The sequence below is a fragment of the Klebsiella sp. WOUb02 genome (assembly GCF_050058015.1).
Lineage (GTDB): Bacteria > Pseudomonadota > Gammaproteobacteria > Enterobacterales > Enterobacteriaceae > Klebsiella.
In genome coordinates, this window is sequence record NZ_CP170110.1 from 1,701,016 (window position 1) to 1,724,733 (window position 23,718).

Here is a 23,718-nt window from a genome sequence, read left to right on the forward strand (position 1 = left end):
ACCGCAAATAGTTCTGGTTGCAAGCAGACGCCAACGACGTGACAACCGGTTTGGACAGTACTTACTGTTACTCCGCAGAGTCAGTCTCTGGCTCATCATTCCCGGTCGCTTACAGAATTACCGGAATGAACGAAGGAAGTTAGTAAGCTTGCAGCTTGAATAATACCGGGTATAAAAACCCATTAAATTTAAAGGAAATAGAAATGAGCAAAGTATGGTTTATCACCGGAGTGAGCAGCGGGCTTGGCCAGGCTTTTGCAAAAGCTGCATTAGATGCGGGCAATCGTGTGGTGGGTACATTGCGTACCGAAGAGCAACGTCAGGCATTTGCCGATCTTGCCCCTGGCCGTTCTTACGGCATGCTGCTCGACGTCACTGATGATGAAGCAATCAAAACAACAGTGGCCCGAATCGAACGTGAAGTGGGACCCATTGACGTCCTGGTTAATAATGCCGGCTACGGAATCGAAGGTGCGGTTGAAGAAACCAGCCTGACTCAGGCTCGCCACCAGTTCGATGTTAACTTCTTCGGTCTGCTGGCTGTTACTCAGGCCGTATTACCCGGCATGCGCGCACGTCGCAAAGGTCATATTTTTAATATTTCCTCTACTGGAGGCCTGATGGCCTTCCCGGGACTGGGGATTTATAACGCCAGCAAACACGCCGTCGAGGCGTTGACGGAATCTCTGGCGCAAGAAGTTAAAGAACTGGGTATTAAAGTCACCTCCATCGAGCCTGGTCCATTCCGTACCGACTGGGCTGGTCGTTCGATGTTACGTGCTGAAACCCGAATTGATGACTATCAATCCACCGCTGGCGCGATGCGTGAAGCACTGGCGCAACGTAACGGTAAACAGACCGGTGATCCGGTTCGCGCAGGTATTGTACTGGTTAACCTGAGTAATCACGATAACCCACCGCGCCGTCTGTTACTGGGGACGATGGGCTATAAGCAAATCGGTAACCACCTCAGCGGCCGTCTGGCAGAAATGATTAACTGGGCTGATGTCACAATGAGTACTGATTTCCCGGCTGGGGAATAATACTCAGCGACTCTGTTAAAAACAGACTCACGTAAAAAAACCTGCATAGAAGGTGGCATTGATTTCGCCCCAGAGGGGCGTGCTCTGTCCAGACTCAGAGAGCCTTCCCTTCACGCCTCTTCTGGTGAAAGCTGGCTCTCTTCAACCTCATTTTTTTCCTGATACTTCACGTACTTTCTGATCATCCCTTCGTTTATACCTACGGTATTCACGCAGTAACCTCACGCTCAGAAATGATTTCCCAAAAGCTTTTTCATTCTCTGATGGGGGAATTTACTGCACAGGCGAAGCGCTGTTTTTCCTTCCTCCAGGGTATTGCAGGCTGATGTTCCGTACGTACGTGAAAGCTTGCCTGTACCGGTAGCAAATGCTCAACGACATCGACAGGATTCGCAACACAATGCCCGTGAGCCCACCCCCACTGCCTGACAGCACGAATTCACTATTTCATCCGGCTGGCCGATTACAGATGATACAATTAAAGTACATGGTATCCGTACATTGCGGTCCCCTCACCGCCATATTTAAAGAAGAGTTCGTACTTGCGTACGAGCCTCTTTTCGCATATTGCACCCCACCGGGGGGATGAGAAGCCCCGACCGAGGTTCGACAGACTGGCATCGCCAGCAGTTTGCTCCATGAACGCCCCTTTGCCCTGGCAGCATGCAGTCGATGCTCTATGCTGGCGCGCAAAAAACGCACAGCCTCAGGCCGCTAACGGCCTGGAAAAATAACGCCCGCCACTTTTTTCACGCCGTTTTGAATCAGACTAATCATTCCTGGAATCAGCGTTCCCCCCTGTACCGTAAGTGGGCCCTACAGCGGGTTTAATTTTGATTCATTCCAATCAACGATAATCATCTTTGGCACAGCCGTTGCAATTGTGATTGAGTCAAACCGAAAGGGAATCACATATGGAACAGGCTGAAGTTATTTCCAGACTAAAAGCGATGTACGAACAGCTTCCCCGTCAGGAACGGCTGGCTGCCAGCTTTGTGTTAGACCACGCCCAGGAAGTGGCGGTGATGTCAATGCGCGAGCAGTCGCGTCTTGCCGGCGTTCCGCCTTCCACGATGACCCGCCTGGCAAAACGCCTCGGGCTCGGCGGCTACGATGCGCTGCGCGAAGTGTTTATCGCCACCGTACGCGCCAAGAGCAGCATCTATGAATCACGGGTGCCGGGGCTGGTTGCGATGAATAAGCAGGGAGAAGACTCTTTGCTGCGCGATCTGGCCGCCACCACGCAGGCCCATATTGAAACCCTGTGTCGTCAGGAGAATCTTGAGGCGATGATCCGAGCCAGCAGGCTGCTGGCAGACGCGCGGACCATTTACTGTCTGGGGCTTCGCTCATCGTTTCCTGTCGCCTTCCATTTTCAACACGTCAGCGCCTGGTTCGCCAACAATGTGCGCCTGATTGATGGCGCAGGCGAAAGCGGCATGATGACGCTGATGGGGGAGATTAATGCCAAAGATGTGCTGCTGGTGGTCAGTCTGGCCCCCTATTCCCGGCGGGCCGTCACGCTGGCCCGCTACTTAGCGCAACGGAAAATCCGCGTTGTCGCCATTACCGATAATGCCAGCTCCCCTGTCGCAAGACTGGCGGCGGAATCAATATTGGTACAAAAGAAAACGGCGTCGTTTTTCGACACCATTACGCCAGCCTTATTAGTCAGTGAATTACTGGTGGCATTATTTGCCGCCAACGCCCGGGTCGATATTCACTCAGCAGTAAAAAGAACCGAAGAGCAATTATGGGCCACCGGAGAGTGGTGGAGTCTTAATTAGTTATTCACAACAGACCAGAGGATAACATGATATATAAACCCGAAATGACCACCGCACCGAAACATGGTCATAAGAGCCTGCTTTATTCCGAAGTAGTCAATGATTTAAATACGTTGGATCGCGTAGATATCGCCGTATTAGGGATTCCTTATGGCTCGCCTTATTCCATTGATGAAGTCACCAACGATCAAACCAATGGACCAACGGCAGTGCGTCAGGCAACCGATCGCGCGGTGCGCAGCATTGAGCGTTACGATTTCGATATTGGCGGCCCGCTGATGGATAATCAGGATATTCGCATGATCGATTGCGGCGATATCGCAGGCGATGCGCGTGCCCTGGGCCAACATTATGAAGCGGCCGAAGCGGTGGTACGTAAAATTCTGCAGCTGGGCGGCATGCCGCTGGTGATTGGCGGCGACCATGGTATTCCGATTCCGGTGCTGCGCGCGTTGGATGAGCTGAATGAAACCATCACCCTGATTCATGTCGATGCTCATCTGGACTGGCGTCAGGATGTCAACGGCGTGACCGATGGTTACTCCAGCCCCATCCGCCGGGCCTCGGAAATGAAACATATCGGCGAAATCTGGCAAATTGGCCTGCGCGCCAACGGTTCGGCCCGCCAGGAAGAGGTGGACGCTGCGCTGGAATATGGTGCGAAATTGATCCCGGCCCATCAGCTGCATGATGAAGGTATCGACAGCCTGTTAGCACGTATTCCTGATGGCGGTCATTATTATATTACCTGTGATGCCGATGGTATTGACCCAACGATTATGCCCGCGGTCAACGGCCCGGCATTAGGCGGAGTAACCTACCACCAAATGCGTAAATTAATTCACGGTCTGGTGGCCAAAGGCAAAGTCGTGGGCATGGATCTGGTTGAAATCACGCCGAAGAAAGATCTTAACCAAATTACCGCCATTACCGCCTGCCGGTTCTTTGTCAATTTAATTGGCACCGCGGTGCGCGCGGGTTATTTCAATAAAAATAGTCAATCCGCCTCATGACCGCATATTTACGTAACAATAACCTGAACGGGAAATAATGAGATGAAAAGACAGTTTGCATTTGCAGCAATGCTGGGGCTCGCTTGCGCTTTCTCCAGCCTCTCCGCCAGCGCCGCCGATTTGCTGGATACCATTATGCAACAAAAAGTGGTGCGTATTGCGGTCCCGCAGGATTACGCCCCCTATGGCTTTGTGGGGAGCGATATGCAGCCGCAGGGCATTGATATCGACACCGCCAGGCTGATCGCCGACAAACTGGGCGTGAAGCTGCAGCTGGTGCCGGTCACCGGCCCAAATCGCGTCCCCTATCTGCAAAGCGGCAAAGCGGATATGACTATCTCCTCCCTGGGCAAAACCGCGGAGCGCGCCAAAGTGATCGACTACAGCATCGCCTATGCGCCTTTCTTTGATGCGGTATTTGGCAAGGCTGGGGTGAAAGCCAGCAACGCCGACGAACTGGCGGGCAAAACGGTCTCGGTAACCCGCGGCTCGATGCAGGATGAAGAGTTAACGACCCTGGCACCGAAGGCTAACGTCAAACGCTTCGAAGATAACAACAGCACTATCGCTTCGTTCCTGTCCGGCCAAACGCAATTAGTGGCAATCGGTACCACCGTCGCCGGCGCGCTGAAGCAGAAAAACCCCGACCTGGATATCCAGTTAAAAGTGATTTTGGCTAACGCCCCGTGCTACGTCGGCCTGCCGAAAGGTAACCCTGCGCTGGTTGCCAAAGTGAATGAAATTCTGCGCGCCGCGAAAGCCGACGGCACTATCAATCGGATCTCGCAGAAGTGGCTGGGCGCGCCAGCGGGCGATCTGCCTGAATCCTGAGCATAGCGGCTCCCTGTGGACGGGGAGTCTTTTCTCTGGCGAGGAATAGCATGAACCATTACGCAACCCATATTTTGGCCCGCCAGGCAACGGCCATGACGCTGTCATCGATCCCAGGTGACGTACGGCGGATCGCCTGTCGCGCGCTGATCGACACGCTGGGCGTGGCGCTGGCTGGCAGCACAATGCCGATAGTGCAGCGTCTGAAACGGACGCTAATGAGCGAAGGTAAGGCCAGCACATTGGGCGGCGCGCTGCGCGTCAACCCGCTGGACGCCGCGCGGATTAACGGCTGCGCCGCGCACGCGCTGGATTTCGATGATAACTGCTACGCCGGATTCGTCCATGGCTCCGCGGTCATCATCCCGGCCGCACTGGCAGTTGCTCAGCAGTATGACCGCGACGGCGCCAGTCTGCTGACGGCCATTGTCTCGGGCAGCGAATGCCAATACCGGCTCGGCGAAGCGCTGGGCCAGCAGCTGTATCAACGCGGATGGTGGACAACCGGGGTTCTGGGCGTGGTGGGCGCCGCCGTTGCCGCCGCCCACCTGCTACGCCTGGATACGCCTCAGGTTGCGCACGCCATTGCGTTAGCTCTCGCCGCCGCCGGCGGTAGTAAAAGCGCCTTTGGCAGCGATGCAAAAGCCGTGATGGCCGGACTGGCCGCCGAGCGAGGCGTTCAGGCGGCGCTGATGGCGCAAGCGGGAATCACTGGTCCGCTCAATACGCTGGAGCATCATTACGGATTGCCGGCCTTGATGAACGATGCCCAATGGCAGCCGAAGCGGTTAACCGCTCCCGGCTGGCGCTTGCTGCAGCCGGGGCTGGACGTTAAACGCATCCCGGTATGCCTGTCTGCTCACGCGGCCGTCGATGCGGTTGTCGCCCTGGTACAACGGCATACGCTTGCGGTGGATGAAATAGAGCAGATCCGCTGCGATGTGCCGCAGATCGTGCTCGCCAACCTGATTTACGCCGATCCGCTGACTCCGCAACAGGCGCAATTCAGCCTGCCCTATGCCATCGCCGCCACGCTATTTTATGGCGAGTTAACCCTGAATCAGTTGACGCAGGCGTCGCTGGAACCGGCGGAGCTCCATGCGCTGATGGCGAAAGTCACGATCGCAAGCAGCCCGCAGTGGCAACACCCGCAGAGTTTGCAAACCGCCCCGGAAGGCGCCTGCGTCACCCTGAATCTGAGATCGGGGCGGCAGCTCAGCTGTCGTGTCGATCGCGCGCTGGGCAATGCCGCCCATCCTTTGAGCGATGAAGCGCTGGATGACAAATTCCTGTCATGCGCCCGGCGTGCTCTACCCGCAGCCACGAGTCGTCACCTTCTGGCCCAGCTGCGCCAGGTTATCGCCCTGCCCTCCGTGGCGCGGCTGTCACAACTACTGGAGAAACCAGACCATGAGCTTTGATTTTTCGCCGGTATTGAGCCAGTGGCCGATGTTGCTTAACGGCATCGCTATCACTCTCATGATGACGCTGGTAGCCACGTTGCTGGGCATTGCCCTGGGGATTGCCTGCGGCTGGGGCCGCGCCAACGGCCCACGCCCGCTGCGGTGGCTCATTGCCAGCTATGTCGAGCTGGTTCGCAATACGCCCTATATCATCCAGCTGTTTTTTATCTTTTTCGGCCTGCCGGCGGTAGGCGTACAGATGTCGGCGCTGACGGCCAGCGTGCTGTCGCTGATCCTCAACCTTGGCGCGTACGCCAGTGAGATCGCCCGCGCCGGTATTGAGAACACGCCGCGCAGCCAAATCGAAGCGGCGCAGAGCCTTGCGTTGAACCGCTGGCACATTTTTACCCGCGTGGTGCTGCCTCCGGCTCTTGGCAGAGTCTGGCCCGCGTTGGTCAGTCAGGTCATTATCATCATGCTGGGTTCGGCGGTATGCAGCCAGATCTCAACCGAGGAGCTGTCGTTCAGCGCCAACCTGATTGCCAGCCGCACCTTCCGTAATTTCGAAGCCTACATTATCGCCGCCGCAGCCTATCTGGTATTAGCCATCGCCGTGCGCCAAATCCTGAACTGGATAGGCCCGCGCTTTATTTACCGTCGACCTTGAGGAACCATGATGAGCGACTTTTCCTTATGGGATATCTATCGCAACCTGCTGCTGGCGCTGCGCTGGACGGTTGGATTGTCCGCTATCGCATTTATTGGCGGGGGCGTCGTCGGTGGGTTACTGCTGGTACTGCGCCTCTCTGGTTCACGTATCGCCGGCTATTTCGTCCGCGGCTATGTGCAGCTTTTTCAGGGAACGCCGCTGCTGCTGCAACTCTTTCTGGTCTATTTCGGCCTGGCGATCGCCGGTATTAATACTTCACCGTTATTTACCGCCAGTTTCTGCCTGACGCTATACGCCAGCGCCTATTTAAGCGAAATCTGGCGCGGCAGCGTGGAAGCCATTCCGCGCCAGCAGTGGGAGGCGGCGCAAAGCCTGGCGCTCAACTTTCGCGAGCAGTTGCGCTACATCATTCTGCCCCAGGCCCTGCGTGTGGCCATCGCCCCTACCGTCGGCTTTTTGGTGCAGGCCATTAAAAACACGGCGCTGGCGTCGGTGATTGGTTTTGTCGAACTGACGCGCGCCGGGCAGGTCATCTCGAACGCCACGTTTTCCCCCTTCCTGATTTACGGCAGCGTGGCCCTGTTTTACTTCTTTCTGTGCTTTCCGCTCTCCATATGGAGCCGGCATCTTGAACAACGTTTGTCACGGAGAACCAACTGATGACCCAGAAGGCCGATTTTTCCCTGGTGGATATACGCGCGCTGCGTAAGCGTTTTGGTGAAAACGAGGTGCTGAAAGGCATTGATTTGCAGATCAAGCGTCAGGAAGTGGTGTGCATTATCGGCAAAAGCGGCTCGGGGAAAAGCACCTTATTACGCTGCATTAATGGCCTGGATGCCTATCAGGCGGGAGAGGCTGCTGGTGGACGGGCAGCCGGTGCAGCAGGACAACGGCGCCGCTCTGCGCGAACTGCGGCAGAACGTCGGCATGATTTTTCAGAGCTTTAATCTTTTTCCTCATCTTACCGTGGGTAAGAACGTAATGCTGGCCCCGACGCTGGTGAAAAAGATGGCCAGGGGTGAAGCCGAGCGCACGGCCAGACGGTTACTGGAACGCGTCGGCCTGGCCGATAAATTTGATGCCTGGCCGGATAGCCTCTCCGGCGGTCAGCAGCAGCGCGTCGCGATTGCCCGCTCGCTGGCGATGAATCCGGAAATCTTGCTGTGCGATGAAATAACCTCCGCGCTGGATCCGGAACTGGTCGGCGAAGTGCTGCAGGTGATTGAGTCGCTGGCGCAGGACGGCATGACCATCATCATGGTCACGCACGAAATGAACTTCGCGCGCAAAGTCAGCGACCGGGTAGTGTTTATGCATCAAGGACGCGTCCACGAAGTGGGCACCCCGGACGCACTGTTTACTCAGCCGCAAACGGCAGAACTTCGTCAATTCCTGGCCTGAGGGCCGCTTATCCATCTGGAGTAAAAAATGATACATACGCGTATTCGTCCGTTTAACACCAAAGAGACCTATCCGGAGCAAAATCTCGATAACGACCTGTGTCAGGCCGTGGTCGCCGGGAATATGGTCTTTCTACGCGGGCAAATTGGGCAAAACTTAGACACCCGTGAATCAGTGGGCATTGGCGATATTGCGGCGCAAACCGAGCAGGCGATGTACAACATCAACATGCTGCTGGAAGAGAGCGGCAGCAACCTGCAAGAGATCTGCAAAATCACCGTTTATCTGACCGACGTTCGCCACCGCGAAACGGTGTACAACATCATGGGCCGCTGGCTGAAAGGCGTGTTCCCGGTCTCTACCGGACTGATGATTTCACATCTGGCGCGTCCGGAATGGCAAGTTGAGATCGACGTGATTGCTGTGAAGGCGGGTTGATAAAACGTCAGCGATACGCCCACGCAGGAGCGAACGTGTGAATTAAGAGAGCGGGATAAACGAACAACAGGATTTCCCGCCTCTCTCTTATATTTGTGGAACAGTAAATTTGGCCGCCTGGTTACAGTTTTCACGCTTAAGTAGACATCGGCTCCCCGGTATACGCATGTCGTTTCTCATCCGCAAACATCGGGCACTGAAAAATAATCCTTATAACAGACGCCTTTTTGTACGTTTCTAATCATATGAAATAGCTAACCTATTTTGTTCTGCGCCCAATTCAAATAAGAATAATACTCATTACGTTGTTGCAAATGATAACCATTAGCAATAAATTACTTTGCGCATCTCTCTTTTTAACAATGGCAAGTGGCTAATTTTATGATAAAAAACGTCTATAAATACTCACTTCTGAGTTCACTCATCTCGGGTTGTCTGGCGATTCCGGCGGTACAGGCTGCAGACGCCAATATAACGACAAACCAGAAAACAGAACAAACAAGCGGCAGTGACCAAAGTGCAAAAAAGTTACCAGCGATGAAACCATGGTCGTCACCGCCAAAGAGCAAACGCTGCAGGCGCCGGGGGTCTCGATCATTGACAGCGAGGCCATCAAAAAGCACCCAATACAGCGCGACGTCGCTGAGATAATCCGCACCATGCCGGGGGTTAACCTCACGGGTAACTCAAATAGCGGGCAGCGCGGGAATAACCGCCAGATTGATATCCGCGGCATGGGACCGGAAAACACCCTGATTCTGGTTGACGGCATGCCGGTCTCCAGCCGCAATTCCGTGCGCTACGGCTGGAGCGATGAACGCGATACCCGCGGCGACACCAACTGGGTCCCCCCCGAAATGATCGAGCGCATTGAGGTCATTCGCGGCCCGGCCGCGGCGATGTACGGCAGCGGCGCAATGGGCGGAGTGGTGAATATCATCACTAAGCGCGCCACGAATGAATGGCACGGCAGCTTCAACACCTATTACAACGTTCCGCAGCATAAATCTGAAGGCAGCACCAAACGCTACAACGGCAGTTTAAGCGGTGCGCTGGCTGATAACCTGACCCTGCGTCTCTACGGGAACTGGAATAAAACCCAGGCGGATGCCCAGGATATTAGGCTGTGTCCCTTAATTACATAACCTCTTGTAAAACAATCGGATGCAACCCAGTTTCACCATCGCCAGATAATTCCTCGCCGTTTTGTCGTAACGTGTGGCAATGCGGCGGTATTCTTTCAGGCGACCAAAGCACCTCTCAACAACATTGCGATTGCGGTAGGCTTCACGATCGAGTGGTGAACGACCATCTGTGGCCATTTTTTCATTGGATTTACGCGGGATGACAACTTTTATCCCTCTTCTTTTCAGTTCGTTACGTAACGCATGTCCGGAGTAGGCTTTATCAGCCAGTACTGCATGACCACGGCGCTTGATACTTCCGTTCTGGCGCTGAACACCGATACCGTCCAGAAGACGTTGTGCAAACTGGCTTTCGTGAGCCTGACCGGGACTCAGTACGATGTTTAACGGCAGACCACTTCCGTCTGTCGCCAGATGAATTTTGGTGCCAAAACCACCGCGAGAGCGACCCAGCCCATTATCTCCGGTGATATCGGGTTGTTTTTTTGCGCACCGGCAGCACATTTCAGCGCCCGGATATTGCTGCCATCCAGTGCAGTGGCCGACCAGTCCACGAGGCCATGTGCATCCAGAGCTGAAAGTAACTTGTTGAAAATAATGTTAATCACACCCGTTTTTGACCATCGGTTAAAGCGGTTATAAACGGTCTTCCATGGGCCGTACCGTTCAGGTAAATCACGCCATGGTGCACCTGAACACAGCACCCAGAACATGCCGTTGATGATCATACGATGCTCCGCCCACGGACGCCCGGCCTGTGGAGAGGCAGACGCTGCTGGCAGAAAGGGTTGGATGATAGTCCATGCTTCATCGGGAATGTCGTAGCGAGCCATAGTTTAATATGTTGTGGAAACAGACAGTTACTATAGCTCAGGTGATTACGGGACACAGCCTAATGAAAGCCATACCACCCCGCGTATCGGCTCCTACGCCGGCTCCTACCCCTCCGGCCGTGAAGGTTTTATCAATAAGGACATCAATTCGGTTCTGCGCTGGGAATTTATGCCAATGCAGGCACTGGAGCTGGGGGCCGGCTACAGCCGCCAGGGCAACCTGTACGCCGGTGACACGCAAAATACCAACAGTAATGCGCTGGTGAAAAAGTATTACGGCAAAGAAACCAACGTTCTCTATCGCCAGACCCTCAACCTGAAATATACCGGTGCCTGGGATAGTGGTGTGACCACCAACAACTACGTGCAGTTTGAAAAAACGCGTAATACCCGACTCAATGAGGGCCTGTCCGGCGGTATCGCGGGGATTTTCAGCCCTTCCAATGAAGGGTTTTCGACCATTACGCTGTATGACACCAATCTGCACTCGGATGTGAATATTCCGTTTGACCTGTGGGTCAACCAGACCCTGACCCTCGGCGCGGAGTTTAATCACCAGGCGATGAAAGATCCCGCGTCGAATACCGAATCCACCAGCGGCGGCGGCTCGGTTCCCGGGATTGCCGACACCGGACGGAGCAAATACAGCTCAGCGGATATTTATGGCATCTTTGCCGAAGATAACATTGAGCTGACCGACACGACCCGTCTGACCCCAGGCATCCGCTTCAACCACCAGAGCATCAGCGGCAGTAACTGGAGCCCGGCGCTGAACCTCTCCCAGGAATTGGGCAGCGACTTCACCCTCAAGCTGGGCATCGCCCGGGCGTGGAAAGCGCCGAACCTGTATCAGACCAACCCCAACTACCTGCTCTACAGTAAAGGCCAGGGCTGCTCCGGCGCTCAGGCCTGCTACCTGCAGGGCAACAACGACCTGAAAGCGGAAACCAGCGTCAATAAAGAGGTCGGGATTGAGTACAACCATGATGACGTGCAGGCGGGGCTGACCTGGTACCGTAACGACTACCATGACAAAATCGAAGCCGGCGACACATTAGCGGGCACAACCACTTCTGCGAATATCTACCAATGGGAAAATGTGCCCAAAGCGGTCGTACAGGGGCTGGAAGGAACCTTCAACTTCCCGATCACCGACACGCTGAAGATGAACAACAACTTCACCTATATCATCGAGAACAAAAATAAAAAGACCGGCGATTATCTGTCGGTTATCCCCAAATACACCATCAACTCGACGCTGGAGTGGCAGGCCACCAACGATCTCTCGGTGCAAGGGATGCTGACCTGGTACGGCCGACAGAAACCGAAAAAATATAATTATAAGGGTGAACCCACTTCAGGTAGCGAAATCCGTCAGGTATCGCCTTATGCGCTGGTAGGGATGAGCGCAACCTATGCCGTGACGAAAAACCTCGACGTGACGGCAGGGATCGATAACCTGTTCGACAAACGCCACTTCCGCGAAGGCAACGCCCAGAGTACCGGCAACGCCACCACGGGCGCCTATTTGTGGGGCGCGGGGGCGAACACGTATAACGAATCAGGTCGTACCTACTACATGCAGGTGGGGCTGCATTTCTGATAACAACCTGTCGCGCACTATCGCGTGATAAATAAGGGCGGCGGACAGGTCTGACCTTACGCCGCTCTCCTTCAACGCCCGTCGGACTCATCACATTGCGATGGTCCGCGCCCCTTATCCGTACTCATATGTACTAACGCGCTCTGAAAAGAGGCGTTAAACATCGGTCCGTGCGTCACCCCCGGATAATCCCAATATTCCGCCGTGAGCCCATTTTGCTGCAGGGAGGAAACGCTGTTGTGGATTTTATTCAGAATATCGTGGGATTGAGTTTGCGTATTTTTCCCCGGAGATGCGGAGCCCTCCATAAAAAATAAACTCTTATGACAATATTGCGCCTTATCGATCGTCGTTAAGCGGGTCAATAACGAGACATAATCTCTTCCCAAAGACGGGCTGGCGCTGTAGTAAACCCGAAAGAAAGCGGACGACAACCATGAATCCAGGGCGAATAAACCACCGTAGGAATGCCCCCAGAGGCCGCGCCGCTCAGGATCGATTTTAATCCCTCGTTCTGCGTTCGGCGAAATACGCGCCTCCAGCAGCTGACGGAAACCCTCGCTCCCGCCGCCCTTGCGACGGTTGCGCCCGCTCACATCCCCTACGTCGCCGCTCTTCATATCCGGCGCGGGCGTATAATCGTAAGCCCGGCCGTTCAGATCAAAAGGTAAATTAGTCTGATAACCAACGGCGACAATCACGGGAGGCGATTTTTCCGCAAGCTGCTTAAGCAATGGCTCCGACAGACGATCCATCACCGCATTGCCATCCAGCATATAAAGAATGGGGTAACCTGACGCCGGTGGGGTTTTATCCGGAATACCGATCCAGATCCTATAGTGTCTCTTTCCATCGGCGGAGTCGAAATTGTCGGCCCTAAAATGGTAAAACGCGGAGCCCCGATCGGCAATATTCGGCCCCAGCGGCGCCATATCGGGTTTAGCATCCCCTTGCACGGCATAGAGGAGAGTCATACAAGAGATCGCTGAAAACAGCGCCCGGTGACGGCCCCGGTTTCGATGCTTGCGGCCATACATCTGTTCGTTATTCCTTATTACAGGTGAAAGTTGAATTTTTACTACATAACATACAGTTAACTGAAATGGCTATCGAACCGTTACAGCAGCGCCAGGCCGTCGATAAGCGCTCCGCGCCACCACGCATAATCATGACCGCCGGTATAAATGGCGCAGCGGCTATCGACTCCCGCGGCGAGCAGCCGCTGGTGCAGCTGCTGCACGTGCGGAACCGTCGAACCCTCTAACGATCCTACGCATAGCCGAACGCGTACCGTCTGCGGTGGCATAGAGAGCAGGTGCTCGCTTACCCACGAGGTATCGCTGGCGGAAAACAGGAAAGGACGGCCATTGCCGTCCGGCGTCCACCACATCGACGGAGAGTGGCACAGCACCAGACCGAAGGTATCCGGCGCATCCCGGGCCGCTATCAGCGCGGTCACGCCACCGAGGCTCTGCCCCGCCAGCACGGTCTGCGAACGACCCACCCAGCGCCGGTGCGCCTGTTCCGCCAGAATCTCCGGCAGCAGGCGCCCGGCAATATCGAGTACCAGTTCACGGCGTCCGCCGAGAATGGCGGTACGATCGCGCTCATCGATGTTATCCACGCCAAAGATGGCTACGGGCGGGATACGACCATTGCTGATGGCGGCGTCAATCGCCGGCGCAACCCCGACGTGATCAAACCAGGTTTCGGCATCCGGCAGCACCAGCAGCCCGAGAGGCTGCGATAGGGGCACATCCGGGAGGTAGAAGCGCACGCGGCGCTGTTTCCCGGCAATAAGCCGTTGGGAAACGCTCAGGCTGCCGGAAAAAATATGCGGCTCCCCCGCCCATTCATCTTGCGCCGGAGCCATGTCGAGCGCCAGAACCGACTCCTGCGCGCTCCCCCGCACGTTAATCCCCGGCGTCTTATTCAGCGGATCGGCCTGCCCACTCAGCGTCGAGAAGCGACCTCCCAGCTGGGAAAGCACCTCGTCCGGAGTCTCCTGCGGAATTTCAACGATCGCGTACGAGCCGCAGTAGGTTGCCGGCAGGCGCAGAGTTAAGGTCCAGATATCGCTGGACGGAAGGCGGCGCATGAGGCCCTTATCGACGTTGGTTTTATCCGTCACGCGGTTGAGGCGCACGTAAACCCCCTGCAGCGGTTTTTCCGCACGCCACATGAACGTCACCTCGCGCTCATCGCGGTCGTCCGTCGCCCTGGTGACCAGCGGGATATTCATCGCGGCAACCTCGCGCCAGAACCGAGAGACATCCGCCAGGGAGCCCTCGGCCAGTCTGTCTGAGAAGAGTGGTCGCGGTGCGGATATCGGTTGGCGCTTCGGGCGGGGTATGTCTCATTTTCAGCATTCCATATCATTGAAAAGATGTGTTTTTTCTTAACTATCGTTAACTACTGCGGCCGTTCAGAGAACGGCCGCAGTAGTTTATTCACGCGCAAGGGGCGGAATCATCGCTCCGCACGCAACGGTTATCCCACAATTTCCCCCGCGGTCTGGCGCGCTGCGCTGCCCGCGCCGGCGTTGCCAACGCTATCATGCCATAAACGGGCGTAGAGGCCATCCGCCGCAAGCAGTTGGTCATGCGTGCCATATTCCGCAATCCGCCCCTTGTCCAGGACGGCAATCCGGTCGCAGCGGCACGCGGTGGTGAGCCGATGCGCAACCACCAGCGCCGTTCTTCCTTCGGCGCGCGCGCCCTCCGTCAACGACATCATTAAGGTCTCTTCGGCGGTCCGATCCAGCCGCGAAGTGGCCTCGTCGAGCAGCAGAACGTGCGCACTGGCAAGCTGGGCGCGAGCTAACGCGATCAGCTGGCGCTGACCGGCGGAAAGATCGGCGCCGCCGTTATTCACCGGAGTACGGAAACCCTGCGGCAGCGAGCTTACCATATCAAACAAACCTGCCCGCCGCGCCGCGTTTTCCACCTCGGCATCGCTGCCAGATGGCCGCGCATAGCGGATATTCTCCGCGATATCGCCGCTGAACAGCGCGACATCCTGATCGACCAGCCCCACCTGCATGCGGTAATCCGCCAGGGACATCTCATCGACGCCGCGTTCGCCTATGCGGATCCGCCCGCCGGTGGGAACATAGAGGCCGGCAATCAGCTTGATCAGCGTTGACTTGCCCGCGCCGCTGCGCCCTACCACCGCCACCACCGTTCCTGGCGGAATGGAAAGGGTGAGCTTATCCAGCGCGGGCTCATCGCTGCCCGGATAGCTAAACGTTACCTCCTCCAGATTCAGCGCGCCTCTGACCGACGCCGCCGCTGACGGCTCGACCGCCTCCGCCCCTTCGGTCGCCAGCAGTTCATCAATATGTTTACCGCTGGCCGTCGCCTGCTGCCAGGAGTCCACAATACCCGACAGCTGCTGGACCGGACCATAGAACTGCCCCAGCAGCAGGAAGAACGCCGCCATCACGCCGGCGGTCATCTCGCCGTCGGCGACGCGGGTAGCTCCCACCAGCAGCACGGCGGCGTAGGACGCCTCGGTACAAAACGTGAGGAAGGGAAAGTAGACGGCAAGGTATTTTTGCGCCCGTGCGCGGGTGGCGCGAAAGCGGTCCGACAGCGCGTGCAGCTTTGCCGACTCCTGCGCCTGCTGACCGTGAGACTGCACGACCCGCAGACCGGACACCTTCTCCTGCAACGTGCTGTTGACTTTCCCAATCTCAAGGCGAGCCTGGGCATACGCGGGGGAGCTCAGGCGGCGATAAATCCACGTCGCCAGCACGACGACCGGCACCGCGCTTAGCGCCGTCAGCGCCAGGATCGGATCGAGCCAGAACATTGCCGCGGCAATGGCGACGATCGTCACCAGGCTGGTTGCCGCGCCGGCGAGACCATTTTGCAGGAACCGGGCCAGCGCATCGACATCGACCGTCATACGGGTAAGCCGGGAGTCGACATTTTTCTCGTGGTAAGGCAGGCCAAGCCGCAGCAAATGCCCGAAGCTACGTAAGCGTACCGTATGCTGCACCGATTCCGCCGCCCGCGCCGCAAACACCGTCTGCAGGGCGTAGCAGCACCAGCTAACGCTCACCAGACAGAGCGCGAGCAGGGCGCAAATGCCGATCGTGGACAGATCGCCGGCGGCCACGCCGGAGTCAATGCCGCGCTGAAGCAGCACAAGGACGCCGACGCCCGCCGCTGAATCCAGCGCGATCAGCAGCGCGGCAATGGCAAACATCCATGCGACAGGCGACAGAAGCGACGACACGCGTTTTCCCTGGCCTGCCAACGCCAGCCTGCACCGCCTTATCCGGCACGCGGGTCATGCGGGCAGCAAAACCTTTCTCCTCGGCCGCCGGTCTCTCCGCCGCCTCGTCCTCCGCAGCGGACGGAGTCGGCCACAGTTCGACATGCGAGGCCACAGGCTGTTCCAGGGAATCGCCCGCCCCTGACATCAGCGCGCGAAACGCCGGGCAGCGAGCCTCAAGCTCCGCCTGCGTTCCCATATCCACCACCTCTCCTTTATCCAGCACCACAATCCGGCTGGCCAGCTGCAGCGTTGAGCGGCGGCGCGCAATCACCAGCAGCATATGCCGCTCGTCCGCATAGCGCCCCAGGGCAGCATTGATCTCCGCTTCGGTGCCGGCATCCACCGCCGAGGTGGTATCGTCTAGAACCAGGACTTCCGGCGCGGCGATCAGCGCCCGGGCCAGCGCAATACGCTGCCTTTGTCCGCCGGAGAGATTGGTGCCGCGCTCGCTGAGGCGGGTTTTAAAGCCCTGCGGCAGCGCCGAGATAAAGCCGGTGGCGCCGGCCGCATCGGCGGCCCGTCGGATGTCTTCATCCGTCGCCTGCGGGTGACCGTAGGCAATATTCTCCGCCACCGTCCCGGCAAACAGAAAAGCGTCCTCAAACACCACGCCAACGGCGCGGCGCAGCTCTTCCAGTTTGAGATCGCGGATGTTCTGTCTGCCGTCTGCCGTTTTGAGCCACAGGTTGCCGGCGGTGGCATCGTAAAAGCGCGCGAGCAGCATCAACAGCGTTGATTTGCCCGACCCTGACGCCCCAACTACCGCCACCGTTTCACCGGCGCGTAGGGAAAACGAAACGTCCTGCAGAACGCCCGCGCCGCTGCCGTAGCGAAAGCTCACCTGCTCCAGCTCCAGGCCGACGACCTGCCCGTTGACCGACTGCGTCCCATCCACCATCTGCGACCGGGTGTCGATCAGTGAGAAGACGCGCTCTACCGACGCCTGGGTGCGCTGGGCGATGACCAGAAACGAAGCCAGCACGCGGGTCGGCCCGGTGAGCATCGCCAGGAAGCTGGCGAAAGCAACGAAGGTCCCGAGGTCGATTCGGCCGTTCATCACCGACCAGCCGCCGCAACAGAGCAGCACGATCTGCCCCAGCACCGGCAGCGCCAGCATAGTCGCTCCCGGCATCGCCTGTGAGATAGCGGCGCCGATGCGTACGCGAACCATCTGCCGCGACTGACGATCCAGCCAGCGCGTCTCGCGCAGCTCCGCGACGCATGACTTCACCACCGAGATCTGGGTCAGCACCTCGCGCATATGTTCCGTCAGATGAGCCAGCCTGTCGGAAGCCAGCCCGGTCTGAGCAAAAACGCGACGGCGGGCGCGTAGCGCGGTAACGGCAAGACAGGCCAGCACGCCGACGACAATCAGCGTCATCGCCGGCGACATCCACAGCATCACCGCGATGCCGGCGACGTAGTAGGTGAAAACCGCAAGGGGAACGGGACACATCTGCAGCAGGTTATGCATCTGCTGCAGATCGCTGTTGGTGCGTGAAATCACCTGCCCGGTGCGCAGGGCGTCCTGTCCGGCGCCATCCAGTTTCTGGATACTGTCGAAGGCCCTTCCCCGCAGGGTATGCTGAACCCAAAGCGAAAGTTCCCCGGCGTATCCGCGCCGCACGTAGTTGCCGATAAAATCAAAAAGCCCAATCAGCAGCAGGCCGCAGGCAAGCCACGGCAGCCGGGTCGGGTTACCCGCCAGCGCATCGTTAACCGCCTGGCGGGTCAGCAGCGGCGTCAGGGCGGCGAGAACGATCGTCGCCACCGATGCCACCACCACAATAAGGCTAAGTTTCTTACGTTCCCAACACACGCCGGCGAGGCGAACTATCCATGAGCGGGCGGGCATGGGAGAGTGAGATGCAGGCATCAAGCCTCCTTCATCGGTAAAAATTGGGATCCCTCAATACGACGACGACCAACCGCCGCCGGAAAGATCCGCGCAAAAAATTGCGCCAGCGCGGCATTCTGCGGCCCCGCAGCGGGAGAAAAACAGAAGCGTTCGCCCTGACGCAGCGTCATCATCAGCAGGCAGCGATCAGCCGCGTTGCAGCCAGGCGACCAGGTTATTCGCCACCTCGGACGGAGTGGCTTGCGCCGCCATTTCCGCGGCGACCTCCTCTGACGCGGTACGAAGCGCGCGGTTGCCGAGGAAATCGTTAATCATTGCGCTGGTCAGCCCGCTATCGCCGGGGATGATCCCGCATCCGCGTTCCACAACCGCGCGGGCGTTGACCGGACGATCGGCCCCCTGGCCAAACACGATCTGCGGTATTCCGGCGTGCAGGGCCGTCAGAGTGTTTCCCGCCCCGCCGTGGTGAATGAAGCCATCGGCGCCGTTGAGGAAGACCCCCATCGGGATCCAGTCGACAAGACGTACATTTGGCGGTAGCGTTCGCAAATCCGATCGCGCATTCGCGGACAGATGCAGAATAATATCGGCATCCACATCGCCGGCGGAGTCCATGACCCATGCAATCAGATCCAGGCCATCGACCATCGGTTTGACGGTCCCCAGGCTCACCAACAGGCGTTTGCGATCCGGCGTCCTGTCCCACCATTTTTCCCAGACGGCGCCCCCGTTGTAGGGGACGTACTGCATGGAAATAATCGGCTCCCCTTCATTTTCCAGAATGCTCATACTCGGCGGCGTCACGTCGATCCACGCCATATCCCGCGGTGGCTGGTCGACGCCGTGGCGCCGATAGGCGTCCGCCAGCGATCGCGTCACGCCTTTGATATGCCACGGGGTATGACCGAAGCCTACGGTTTGCATCACCACCGGAATGCCATATTTGGCGGCAATTAACGGCCCGACAACCCCCAGCGGCGGGTAGACAATCAGGTCGGGTCGCCAGTGTCCGGCGAACTCCACCAGCTGGTCGGCCATCTCCTCGCTGAAGAAAGAAAAGTTCCCCATTTTGGTACCGATGTTGCTTTCCTTTCGTAACGCTTCCCGGCGGCGATAGTCGGCTTCGGAATCAAAACCAGGCGCGGCGTCAAACACCACCAGCCCTGCTTCTGCCGCTTTCTGCGCAAATTTTCCGCCGCTGGCGATCAACACTTCGTGACCATCGACGCGAAAAGCCTGAGCAAGAGACAACACCGGGTACAGCAGCCCATATAAAGGTGGGCCCACAAACAGAATACGCATGAGAAAATCCCTCTCCGCTTGACTAACTGAAGTCTGGAAATTGACGCAGCCGCTCTGCGTCCAGGACGGCGATATATTTTTCATCAGGCCGCCGCCGGCGTTAGAACCTGCGTCAGAGTAGGTTTCGCCAGAGGCAGGCCGCCGGCCTCCCGATGCCGCAGCCAGTGCGGACCTTCGGTTCCCGGTGACCTCCGCCGGCGAATCGGGCTTTCCGTGTCCCGACTACCGGTAACGCCTGAGCGTCATTGTCCTCGAACAACCAGAAACGGCGCCGTGCTGCCTGGCGCCGATCTGGCCTTGCGCATTCGCCGGGCGCAGAGATCGGTCAACGAGTTTTTGCTGTGTCGGTTATTCCTGCTGACAAAACCTGTTGCCATCATCCTGATGGCGTCAGCATGCGCTCGCCGGCGAGAGAAGAGGTGTCGTTGATCAATCGCCCCGCTTCCCTTGCGACCTCTGTTATAACCTTGCCAGATAAAGCCCAAACAACGAATGCTGATGATAATGATTACCAATATCATTATCATTAGCAATAATAATCAGGGCTTAATGGTTTTGAGCGCTGAATATTAGGAATAATCCCCCCGATTAAAAATAAGGGAATGCGCAGTTTCTTCAGGGTGTCAGGAGGAGCAGACGCGGAATGTCATCCGAGGAGTATGGTAGTGATAACAAAATCAGCAGGTTGATTTTCTGAGGGCTAATTTTTCGCGTTCCTCTCTGCCATTTTGACGCAACGAGGGTCATTAGCCTGAGCTCTCGGGAGATATACGCCCGTCACTATAGAACAGGCTTCCGCAACAAGGGATGGGGAGCGTCGACCAGGCTCGCCGTCTGCCCTCCCCCTCCAGGATAATCAGCTGGTTCAGAACGGCGTGCGCCGGTACTGTCGATATACCGGACGCCAAAAGCTGTCCGCAATGCGCGTCCGCAGCGTCTCTTCCGGCAGCACGGGGGCAACGCCGTCCTGCTGCGCCGCCTGGGCTACGCGAATCGCGATATGTTTGGTGATCGACTGAATGTCCGAGATGTCAGGCAGCAGCGGCCCCGTACCGTGAAGCGCCAGGGGAGAGTGCTCCGCCAGCGTTCGACTTGCCGCCATCAGCATTCCTTGCGTCACCCTCCGGGCCTCACCGATCGCAACCCCAAGCCCGATGCCGGGAAAGATATAGACGTTATTGCATTGCGCAATGGGGTAGCTTTTCCCCTGCCGCTGCACGGGCTTAAAGGGACTACCGGTCGCAACGATCGCCTGCCCGTCGGTCCAGGCCAGAATATCTTCCGGCCGCGCCTCGACCCGGGAGTCCGGATTAGAGAGCGGCATAATAATCGGCTGCCGGCAATGACGATACATCTCGGCTATCACGGCTTCGTTGAACAGACCGGGCTGGCCGCTGACACCAATCAACACCGTCGGCCGCGCGCGGCGAATCACCTCCAGCAGGCCGTAATTACCGTCCTTGCCCTCCCACGCCCCCAGACGGCTGCGCGGCTGGCCGAGGCGTACCTGGAAGTCGAGGAGACCCGCCAGATCCTCCGTAAGCAGGCCAGCGCGATCGACCATATAGATCCGCTCACGGGCCTGGGCATCGCTTAAACCTTCGGCAACCATCTGCGTCACAATCTGTTCGGCAATCCCGCACCCCGCCGAGCCGGCGCCGAGGAACACCACCGTCTGTTCGCACAGCGCCCGTCCGGTTGCCCGGCTCGCCGCCAGCAGCGCTCCCAGCGTCACCGCGGCGGTTCCCTGGATATCATCGTTGAAACAGCACAGCTCATCGCGGTAGCACTCCAGCAGAGGCATCGCCGCCTGTTGAGCAAAATCTTCAAACTGCAGCAGCACCTCCGGCCAGCGGCGCTTCACCGCGCGAATAAAGCGGTCGATAAACTCAAAATAGTCTTCACCGGTAATGCGCGGATGGCGGCGCCCCATGTACAGCGGATCGTTTAGCAAGCGGGAGTTATTGGTTCCGACGTCGAGAAAAATGGGTAACGTATGTTCCGGACTGATGCCTCCGCAGACCGTATACAGGGACAATTTGCCGATTGGGATCCCCATCCCGCCCATCCCCTGATCGCCGAGGCCTAAAATACGCTCGCCGTCGGTAACCACGATAACCCGAATATTCTGGCGGGAGGCGTTGTGCAGAATATCATCGATACGATCGCGATCTTCCCATGCAATGAACACCCCGCGCGGGCGGCGGAACATCGCCGAGAAATGCTCGCAGGCTTGCCCGACTACCGGGGTATAAATAATCGGCATCATCTCCGGTAAATAGCGCTCGATAAGATGATAAAACAGCGTCTCATTAATATCCTGGATATTGCGTAAATAGATATGGCGGGCAATATCCGATTCAATATCCTGAAACTGTTGCCAGGCGCGCTGCATCTGCTCTTCGATAGATTCGACCGCCGCCGGAATCAAACCATGCAGATTAAAATTATCGCGCTCGGCCTGGGTAAAACCGCTGCCTTTATTTAATAAAGGCGCTTCAAGCAGCAGCGAACCGGCGTACGGAATATACAGCGGATGTTCCCTTAGTTCATTTTCCATAACAAGATCCCGTGGCTAAAGTGACGCAATATTGATATTCAAAACAGGAGATAGTTGGCCGCCAGCATGGCGATAATACCGCCCACTGCGGGAATTAACGTCCGGCGGACGATAGCAAAGGGCGAACACTCCCCCGCCTTACTGACGGCGATGATAATCCCGGCCACCGGAGAGATAGAGCGTCCCATACCGGCCATCATCTGCATTGGCAGGATCATTTTTACCGCGCTTTCACCAAAGGTCTTTGCAATAGAAGGAGCCATACCGGAGAAGGAGAAGAAGGCCGCGACGCCGGAGCCGGTGAGCACCGCGGTCACGCCGACCAGGGCGGTCATGACCAGCGTCATGCTGGCAAAACCAAAACCGGCGTTGCGTACGGCGTCGAGTAAATAGTCGATAGCGCCAATTTTTTGCATTCCCTGGGCATAAATATCGGCGCACACCAGCAGCGAAACGATGCTGGTAAACATGCTGCCCATCCCTTTAAAAAAGCTCTGCACGCCTTTACAGCTGGCGCGAAAATCCCGCGTCACCGCCAGCTCGCAGACAAAGGCCAGCAGCGTACCGACGATCATCGCGGTAACCACATCGACCTTAACCGAGGTGATGACTAACGGGCTGAATACCAGCACCAGTATCACGGGAAAGACCGGAAGAATGGCGTAAAACGTTGGCGCCCGCGGCCCGGCTTCGCTGACGCTCTCCTGCGCCACCAGCGCCTCGCCTGGGTTATGCCCCTCTTTTTTATCGTAATATTTCGCCGTGAAGAAAATCAGCACCGCTACCGCCAGCATCACGGCCAGCGCTACCGGCATCTGGTAGTGGGCAAAATAGACCGCCGCCTCCATGCCGGCATGCTTAGCCGCAAGGTTCGCGGTGCCAACCGCCGGGCCCAAATCCATAAACGCGCACAGGCCGATCATCGAGGCCGCAGCCGCTTTACTCACGCCCAGACGCACCAGCACCGGGAAAAAGGTCACCAGCAGCAGCATCGCCAGCCCCGCGGCGCTGGAGATCGCCACGTGCAATAGCTGAGCGCAAATATATCCCAGCGCAAGAATCACGTACGGGGCTTTAATTACCTGTAAAGGGCGAATGCAAACATTCACCATCGCATTCGACGCCTTGATATGATCCATGTAGCTGGCAAAGCCCCCGGCCGCCATGATGATAAGCCCTATCCCCGCAACCTGGGTGGCCAGGGACTCTTTGGCAAAAGCGAAAATATCGAGCCATATCGAACCTGTCGATTTCGCTTTCCCGTAAAGAATGCTCTGTTGCGGATAAAACAGCGCCGTGACGGTCAGCAGCGTCAGACCGGCCAGCAGCAGAACCGTCTGGGGCTGAACGTTTTTGATGATTAACCATGCAGCAATAATGGTAATCACAATGGCGATTATAAATGCGATCATGGATGATATCCTTGTATGAAGCCGGGTAAGATACGGAGTGCTTCGTTTCTGGTCGTGGGTTGTTTTTAGATGGCAACAGAGTAAATTTCGCGGACGGCGTAAAAAATGAGAAAATGGTTTTCCCGCAGCAAATTG

At 57.2% G+C, this 23,718-nt stretch carries 15 protein-coding genes and 6 pseudogenes; 11 read left to right on the plus strand and 10 right to left on the minus strand.

Translation table 11 applies throughout. The features are described from left to right. Positions 1-203 precede the first annotated feature (203 nt). A complete protein-coding gene (locus ABOC21_RS15105) occupies positions 204-1,043 on the plus strand; it encodes an oxidoreductase (RefSeq protein ID WP_426815133.1) in 840 nt (279 codons plus the stop codon). Between the two features lie 110 nt (positions 1,044-1,153). Here ABOC21_RS15105 and ABOC21_RS15110 read toward each other — a convergent pair. Next, a pseudogene (locus ABOC21_RS15110) lies at positions 1,154-1,348 on the minus strand (transposase); the annotation flags it as partial. Beyond that, positions 1,345-1,482: pseudogene (locus ABOC21_RS15115) on the minus strand (integrase); the annotation flags it as partial. The pseudogenes ABOC21_RS15110 and ABOC21_RS15115, both read right to left, overlap by 4 nt. Positions 1,483-1,957: 475 nt before the next feature. On the opposite strand from ABOC21_RS15115, the gene ABOC21_RS15120 reads away from it, so the two are divergent. From ABOC21_RS15120 to ABOC21_RS15160, 9 genes and pseudogenes are all read left to right on the plus strand, one after another. Next, complete coding sequence (locus tag ABOC21_RS15120) at positions 1,958-2,830, plus strand: MurR/RpiR family transcriptional regulator (protein WP_426815134.1); 873 nt, start codon at positions 1,958-1,960, stop codon at positions 2,828-2,830. Positions 2,831-2,856: 26 nt separating this feature from the next. Continuing rightward, a complete protein-coding gene (locus ABOC21_RS15125) occupies positions 2,857-3,843 on the plus strand; it encodes an agmatinase (protein ID WP_426815135.1) in 987 nt (328 codons plus the stop codon). Positions 3,844-3,885: 42 nt separating this feature from the next. Then, complete coding sequence (locus ABOC21_RS15130) at positions 3,886-4,674, plus strand: transporter substrate-binding domain-containing protein (protein ID WP_426815136.1); 789 nt, start codon at positions 3,886-3,888, stop codon at positions 4,672-4,674. Between the two features lie 50 nt (positions 4,675-4,724). Beyond that, on the plus strand, positions 4,725-6,095 hold the full coding sequence (locus ABOC21_RS15135; RefSeq protein WP_426815137.1) for an MmgE/PrpD family protein: 1,371 nt from the start codon (positions 4,725-4,727) through the stop codon (positions 6,093-6,095). Further along, complete coding sequence (locus ABOC21_RS15140) at positions 6,085-6,744, plus strand: amino acid ABC transporter permease (RefSeq protein WP_375215139.1); 660 nt, start codon at positions 6,085-6,087, stop codon at positions 6,742-6,744. Before ABOC21_RS15135 ends, ABOC21_RS15140 begins: the two co-directional genes overlap by 11 nt. 9 nt (positions 6,745-6,753) lie before the next feature. Next, the gene (locus ABOC21_RS15145) at positions 6,754-7,407 is read left to right on the plus strand and encodes an amino acid ABC transporter permease (protein ID WP_426815503.1); all 654 of its coding nucleotides are present in this window, start codon (positions 6,754-6,756) and stop codon (positions 7,405-7,407) included. After that, positions 7,407-8,148 (plus strand): annotated as a pseudogene (locus ABOC21_RS15150) (amino acid ABC transporter ATP-binding protein). The gene ABOC21_RS15145 and the pseudogene ABOC21_RS15150 overlap by 1 nt, the downstream one beginning before the upstream one ends. A gap of 27 nt (positions 8,149-8,175) precedes the next feature. Next, the gene (locus ABOC21_RS15155) at positions 8,176-8,586 is read left to right on the plus strand and encodes a RidA family protein (protein ID WP_426815138.1); all 411 of its coding nucleotides are present in this window, start codon (positions 8,176-8,178) and stop codon (positions 8,584-8,586) included. A gap of 381 nt (positions 8,587-8,967) precedes the next feature. Next, positions 8,968-9,707 (plus strand): annotated as a pseudogene (locus tag ABOC21_RS15160) (TonB-dependent receptor plug domain-containing protein); the annotation flags it as partial. A gap of 12 nt (positions 9,708-9,719) precedes the next feature. Here ABOC21_RS15160 and ABOC21_RS15165 read toward each other — a convergent pair. Next, positions 9,720-10,564, minus strand: a protein-coding gene (locus tag ABOC21_RS15165) for an IS5 family transposase (RefSeq protein ID WP_426815139.1) whose coding sequence is annotated in 2 segments (ribosomal slippage) — positions 9,720-10,219 and positions 10,219-10,564 — 846 coding nt in all. Because the reading frame shifts where the segments join, the coding sequence is not laid out codon by codon here. Positions 10,565-10,625: 61 nt separating this feature from the next. Here ABOC21_RS15165 and ABOC21_RS15170 point away from each other — a divergent pair. Continuing rightward, positions 10,626-12,167, plus strand: a pseudogene (locus ABOC21_RS15170) (FepA family TonB-dependent siderophore receptor); the annotation flags it as partial. 71 nt (positions 12,168-12,238) lie between these two features. On the opposite strand, the gene ABOC21_RS15175 reads toward ABOC21_RS15170, so the two are convergent. The 7 genes and pseudogenes from ABOC21_RS15175 to dcuC all read right to left on the minus strand — a co-directional run bounded on the left by ABOC21_RS15175 (position 12,239) and on the right by dcuC (position 23,583). Continuing rightward, a complete protein-coding gene (locus ABOC21_RS15175) occupies positions 12,239-13,204 on the minus strand; it encodes an alpha/beta hydrolase (protein WP_426815140.1) in 966 nt (321 codons plus the stop codon). Between the two features lie 80 nt (positions 13,205-13,284). Further along, positions 13,285-14,409, minus strand: coding sequence for an alpha/beta hydrolase-fold protein (locus ABOC21_RS15180; RefSeq protein WP_426815141.1), 1,125 nt, complete (start codon positions 14,407-14,409; stop codon positions 13,285-13,287). 248 nt (positions 14,410-14,657) lie between these two features. Beyond that, positions 14,658-18,327 (minus strand): annotated as a pseudogene (gene iroC / locus ABOC21_RS15185) (salmochelin/enterobactin export ABC transporter IroC). After that, a complete protein-coding gene (locus ABOC21_RS15190) occupies positions 18,327-18,482 on the minus strand; it encodes a hypothetical protein (protein ID WP_426815142.1) in 156 nt (51 codons plus the stop codon). Before ABOC21_RS15190 ends, iroC begins: the two are co-directional and overlap by 1 nt. A 13-nt stretch (positions 18,483-18,495) precedes the next feature. Then, positions 18,496-19,611, minus strand: a complete 1,116-nt coding sequence (gene iroB / locus ABOC21_RS15195; RefSeq protein WP_426815143.1) for a salmochelin biosynthesis C-glycosyltransferase IroB — start codon at positions 19,609-19,611, stop codon at positions 18,496-18,498. 865 nt (positions 19,612-20,476) lie between these two features. Continuing rightward, complete coding sequence (locus tag ABOC21_RS15200) at positions 20,477-22,171, minus strand: NAD-dependent malic enzyme (RefSeq protein WP_426815144.1); 1,695 nt, start codon at positions 22,169-22,171, stop codon at positions 20,477-20,479. 38 nt (positions 22,172-22,209) lie between these two features. Beyond that, positions 22,210-23,583, minus strand: coding sequence for a C4-dicarboxylate transporter DcuC (gene dcuC, locus ABOC21_RS15205; RefSeq protein ID WP_426815145.1), 1,374 nt, complete (start codon positions 23,581-23,583; stop codon positions 22,210-22,212). Between the last annotated feature and the right edge of the window lie 135 nt (positions 23,584-23,718).

Coding starts and splice junctions, on each gene's coding strand:
- ABOC21_RS15105 (WP_426815133.1), top strand. CDS start 204: ATGAGCAAAGTATGGTTTATCACCGGAGTGAGCAGCGGGCTTGGCCAG.
- ABOC21_RS15120 (WP_426815134.1), top strand. CDS start 1,958: ATGGAACAGGCTGAAGTTATTTCCAGACTAAAAGCGATGTACGAACAG.
- ABOC21_RS15125 (WP_426815135.1), top strand. CDS start 2,857: ATGATATATAAACCCGAAATGACCACCGCACCGAAACATGGTCATAAG.
- ABOC21_RS15130 (WP_426815136.1), top strand. CDS start 3,886: ATGAAAAGACAGTTTGCATTTGCAGCAATGCTGGGGCTCGCTTGCGCT.
- ABOC21_RS15135 (WP_426815137.1), top strand. CDS start 4,725: ATGAACCATTACGCAACCCATATTTTGGCCCGCCAGGCAACGGCCATG.
- ABOC21_RS15140 (WP_375215139.1), top strand. CDS start 6,085: ATGAGCTTTGATTTTTCGCCGGTATTGAGCCAGTGGCCGATGTTGCTT.
- ABOC21_RS15145 (WP_426815503.1), top strand. CDS start 6,754: ATGAGCGACTTTTCCTTATGGGATATCTATCGCAACCTGCTGCTGGCG.
- ABOC21_RS15155 (WP_426815138.1), top strand. CDS start 8,176: ATGATACATACGCGTATTCGTCCGTTTAACACCAAAGAGACCTATCCG.
- ABOC21_RS15175 (WP_426815140.1), bottom strand. CDS start 13,204: ATGTATGGCCGCAAGCATCGAAACCGGGGCCGTCACCGGGCGCTGTTT.
- ABOC21_RS15180 (WP_426815141.1), bottom strand. CDS start 14,409: ATGAATATCCCGCTGGTCACCAGGGCGACGGACGACCGCGATGAGCGC.
- ABOC21_RS15190 (WP_426815142.1), bottom strand. CDS start 18,482: ATGATGACGCTGCGTCAGGGCGAACGCTTCTGTTTTTCTCCCGCTGCG.
- iroB (WP_426815143.1), bottom strand. CDS start 19,611: ATGCGTATTCTGTTTGTGGGCCCACCTTTATATGGGCTGCTGTACCCG.
- ABOC21_RS15200 (WP_426815144.1), bottom strand. CDS start 22,171: ATGGAAAATGAACTAAGGGAACATCCGCTGTATATTCCGTACGCCGGT.
- dcuC (WP_426815145.1), bottom strand. CDS start 23,583: ATGATCGCATTTATAATCGCCATTGTGATTACCATTATTGCTGCATGG.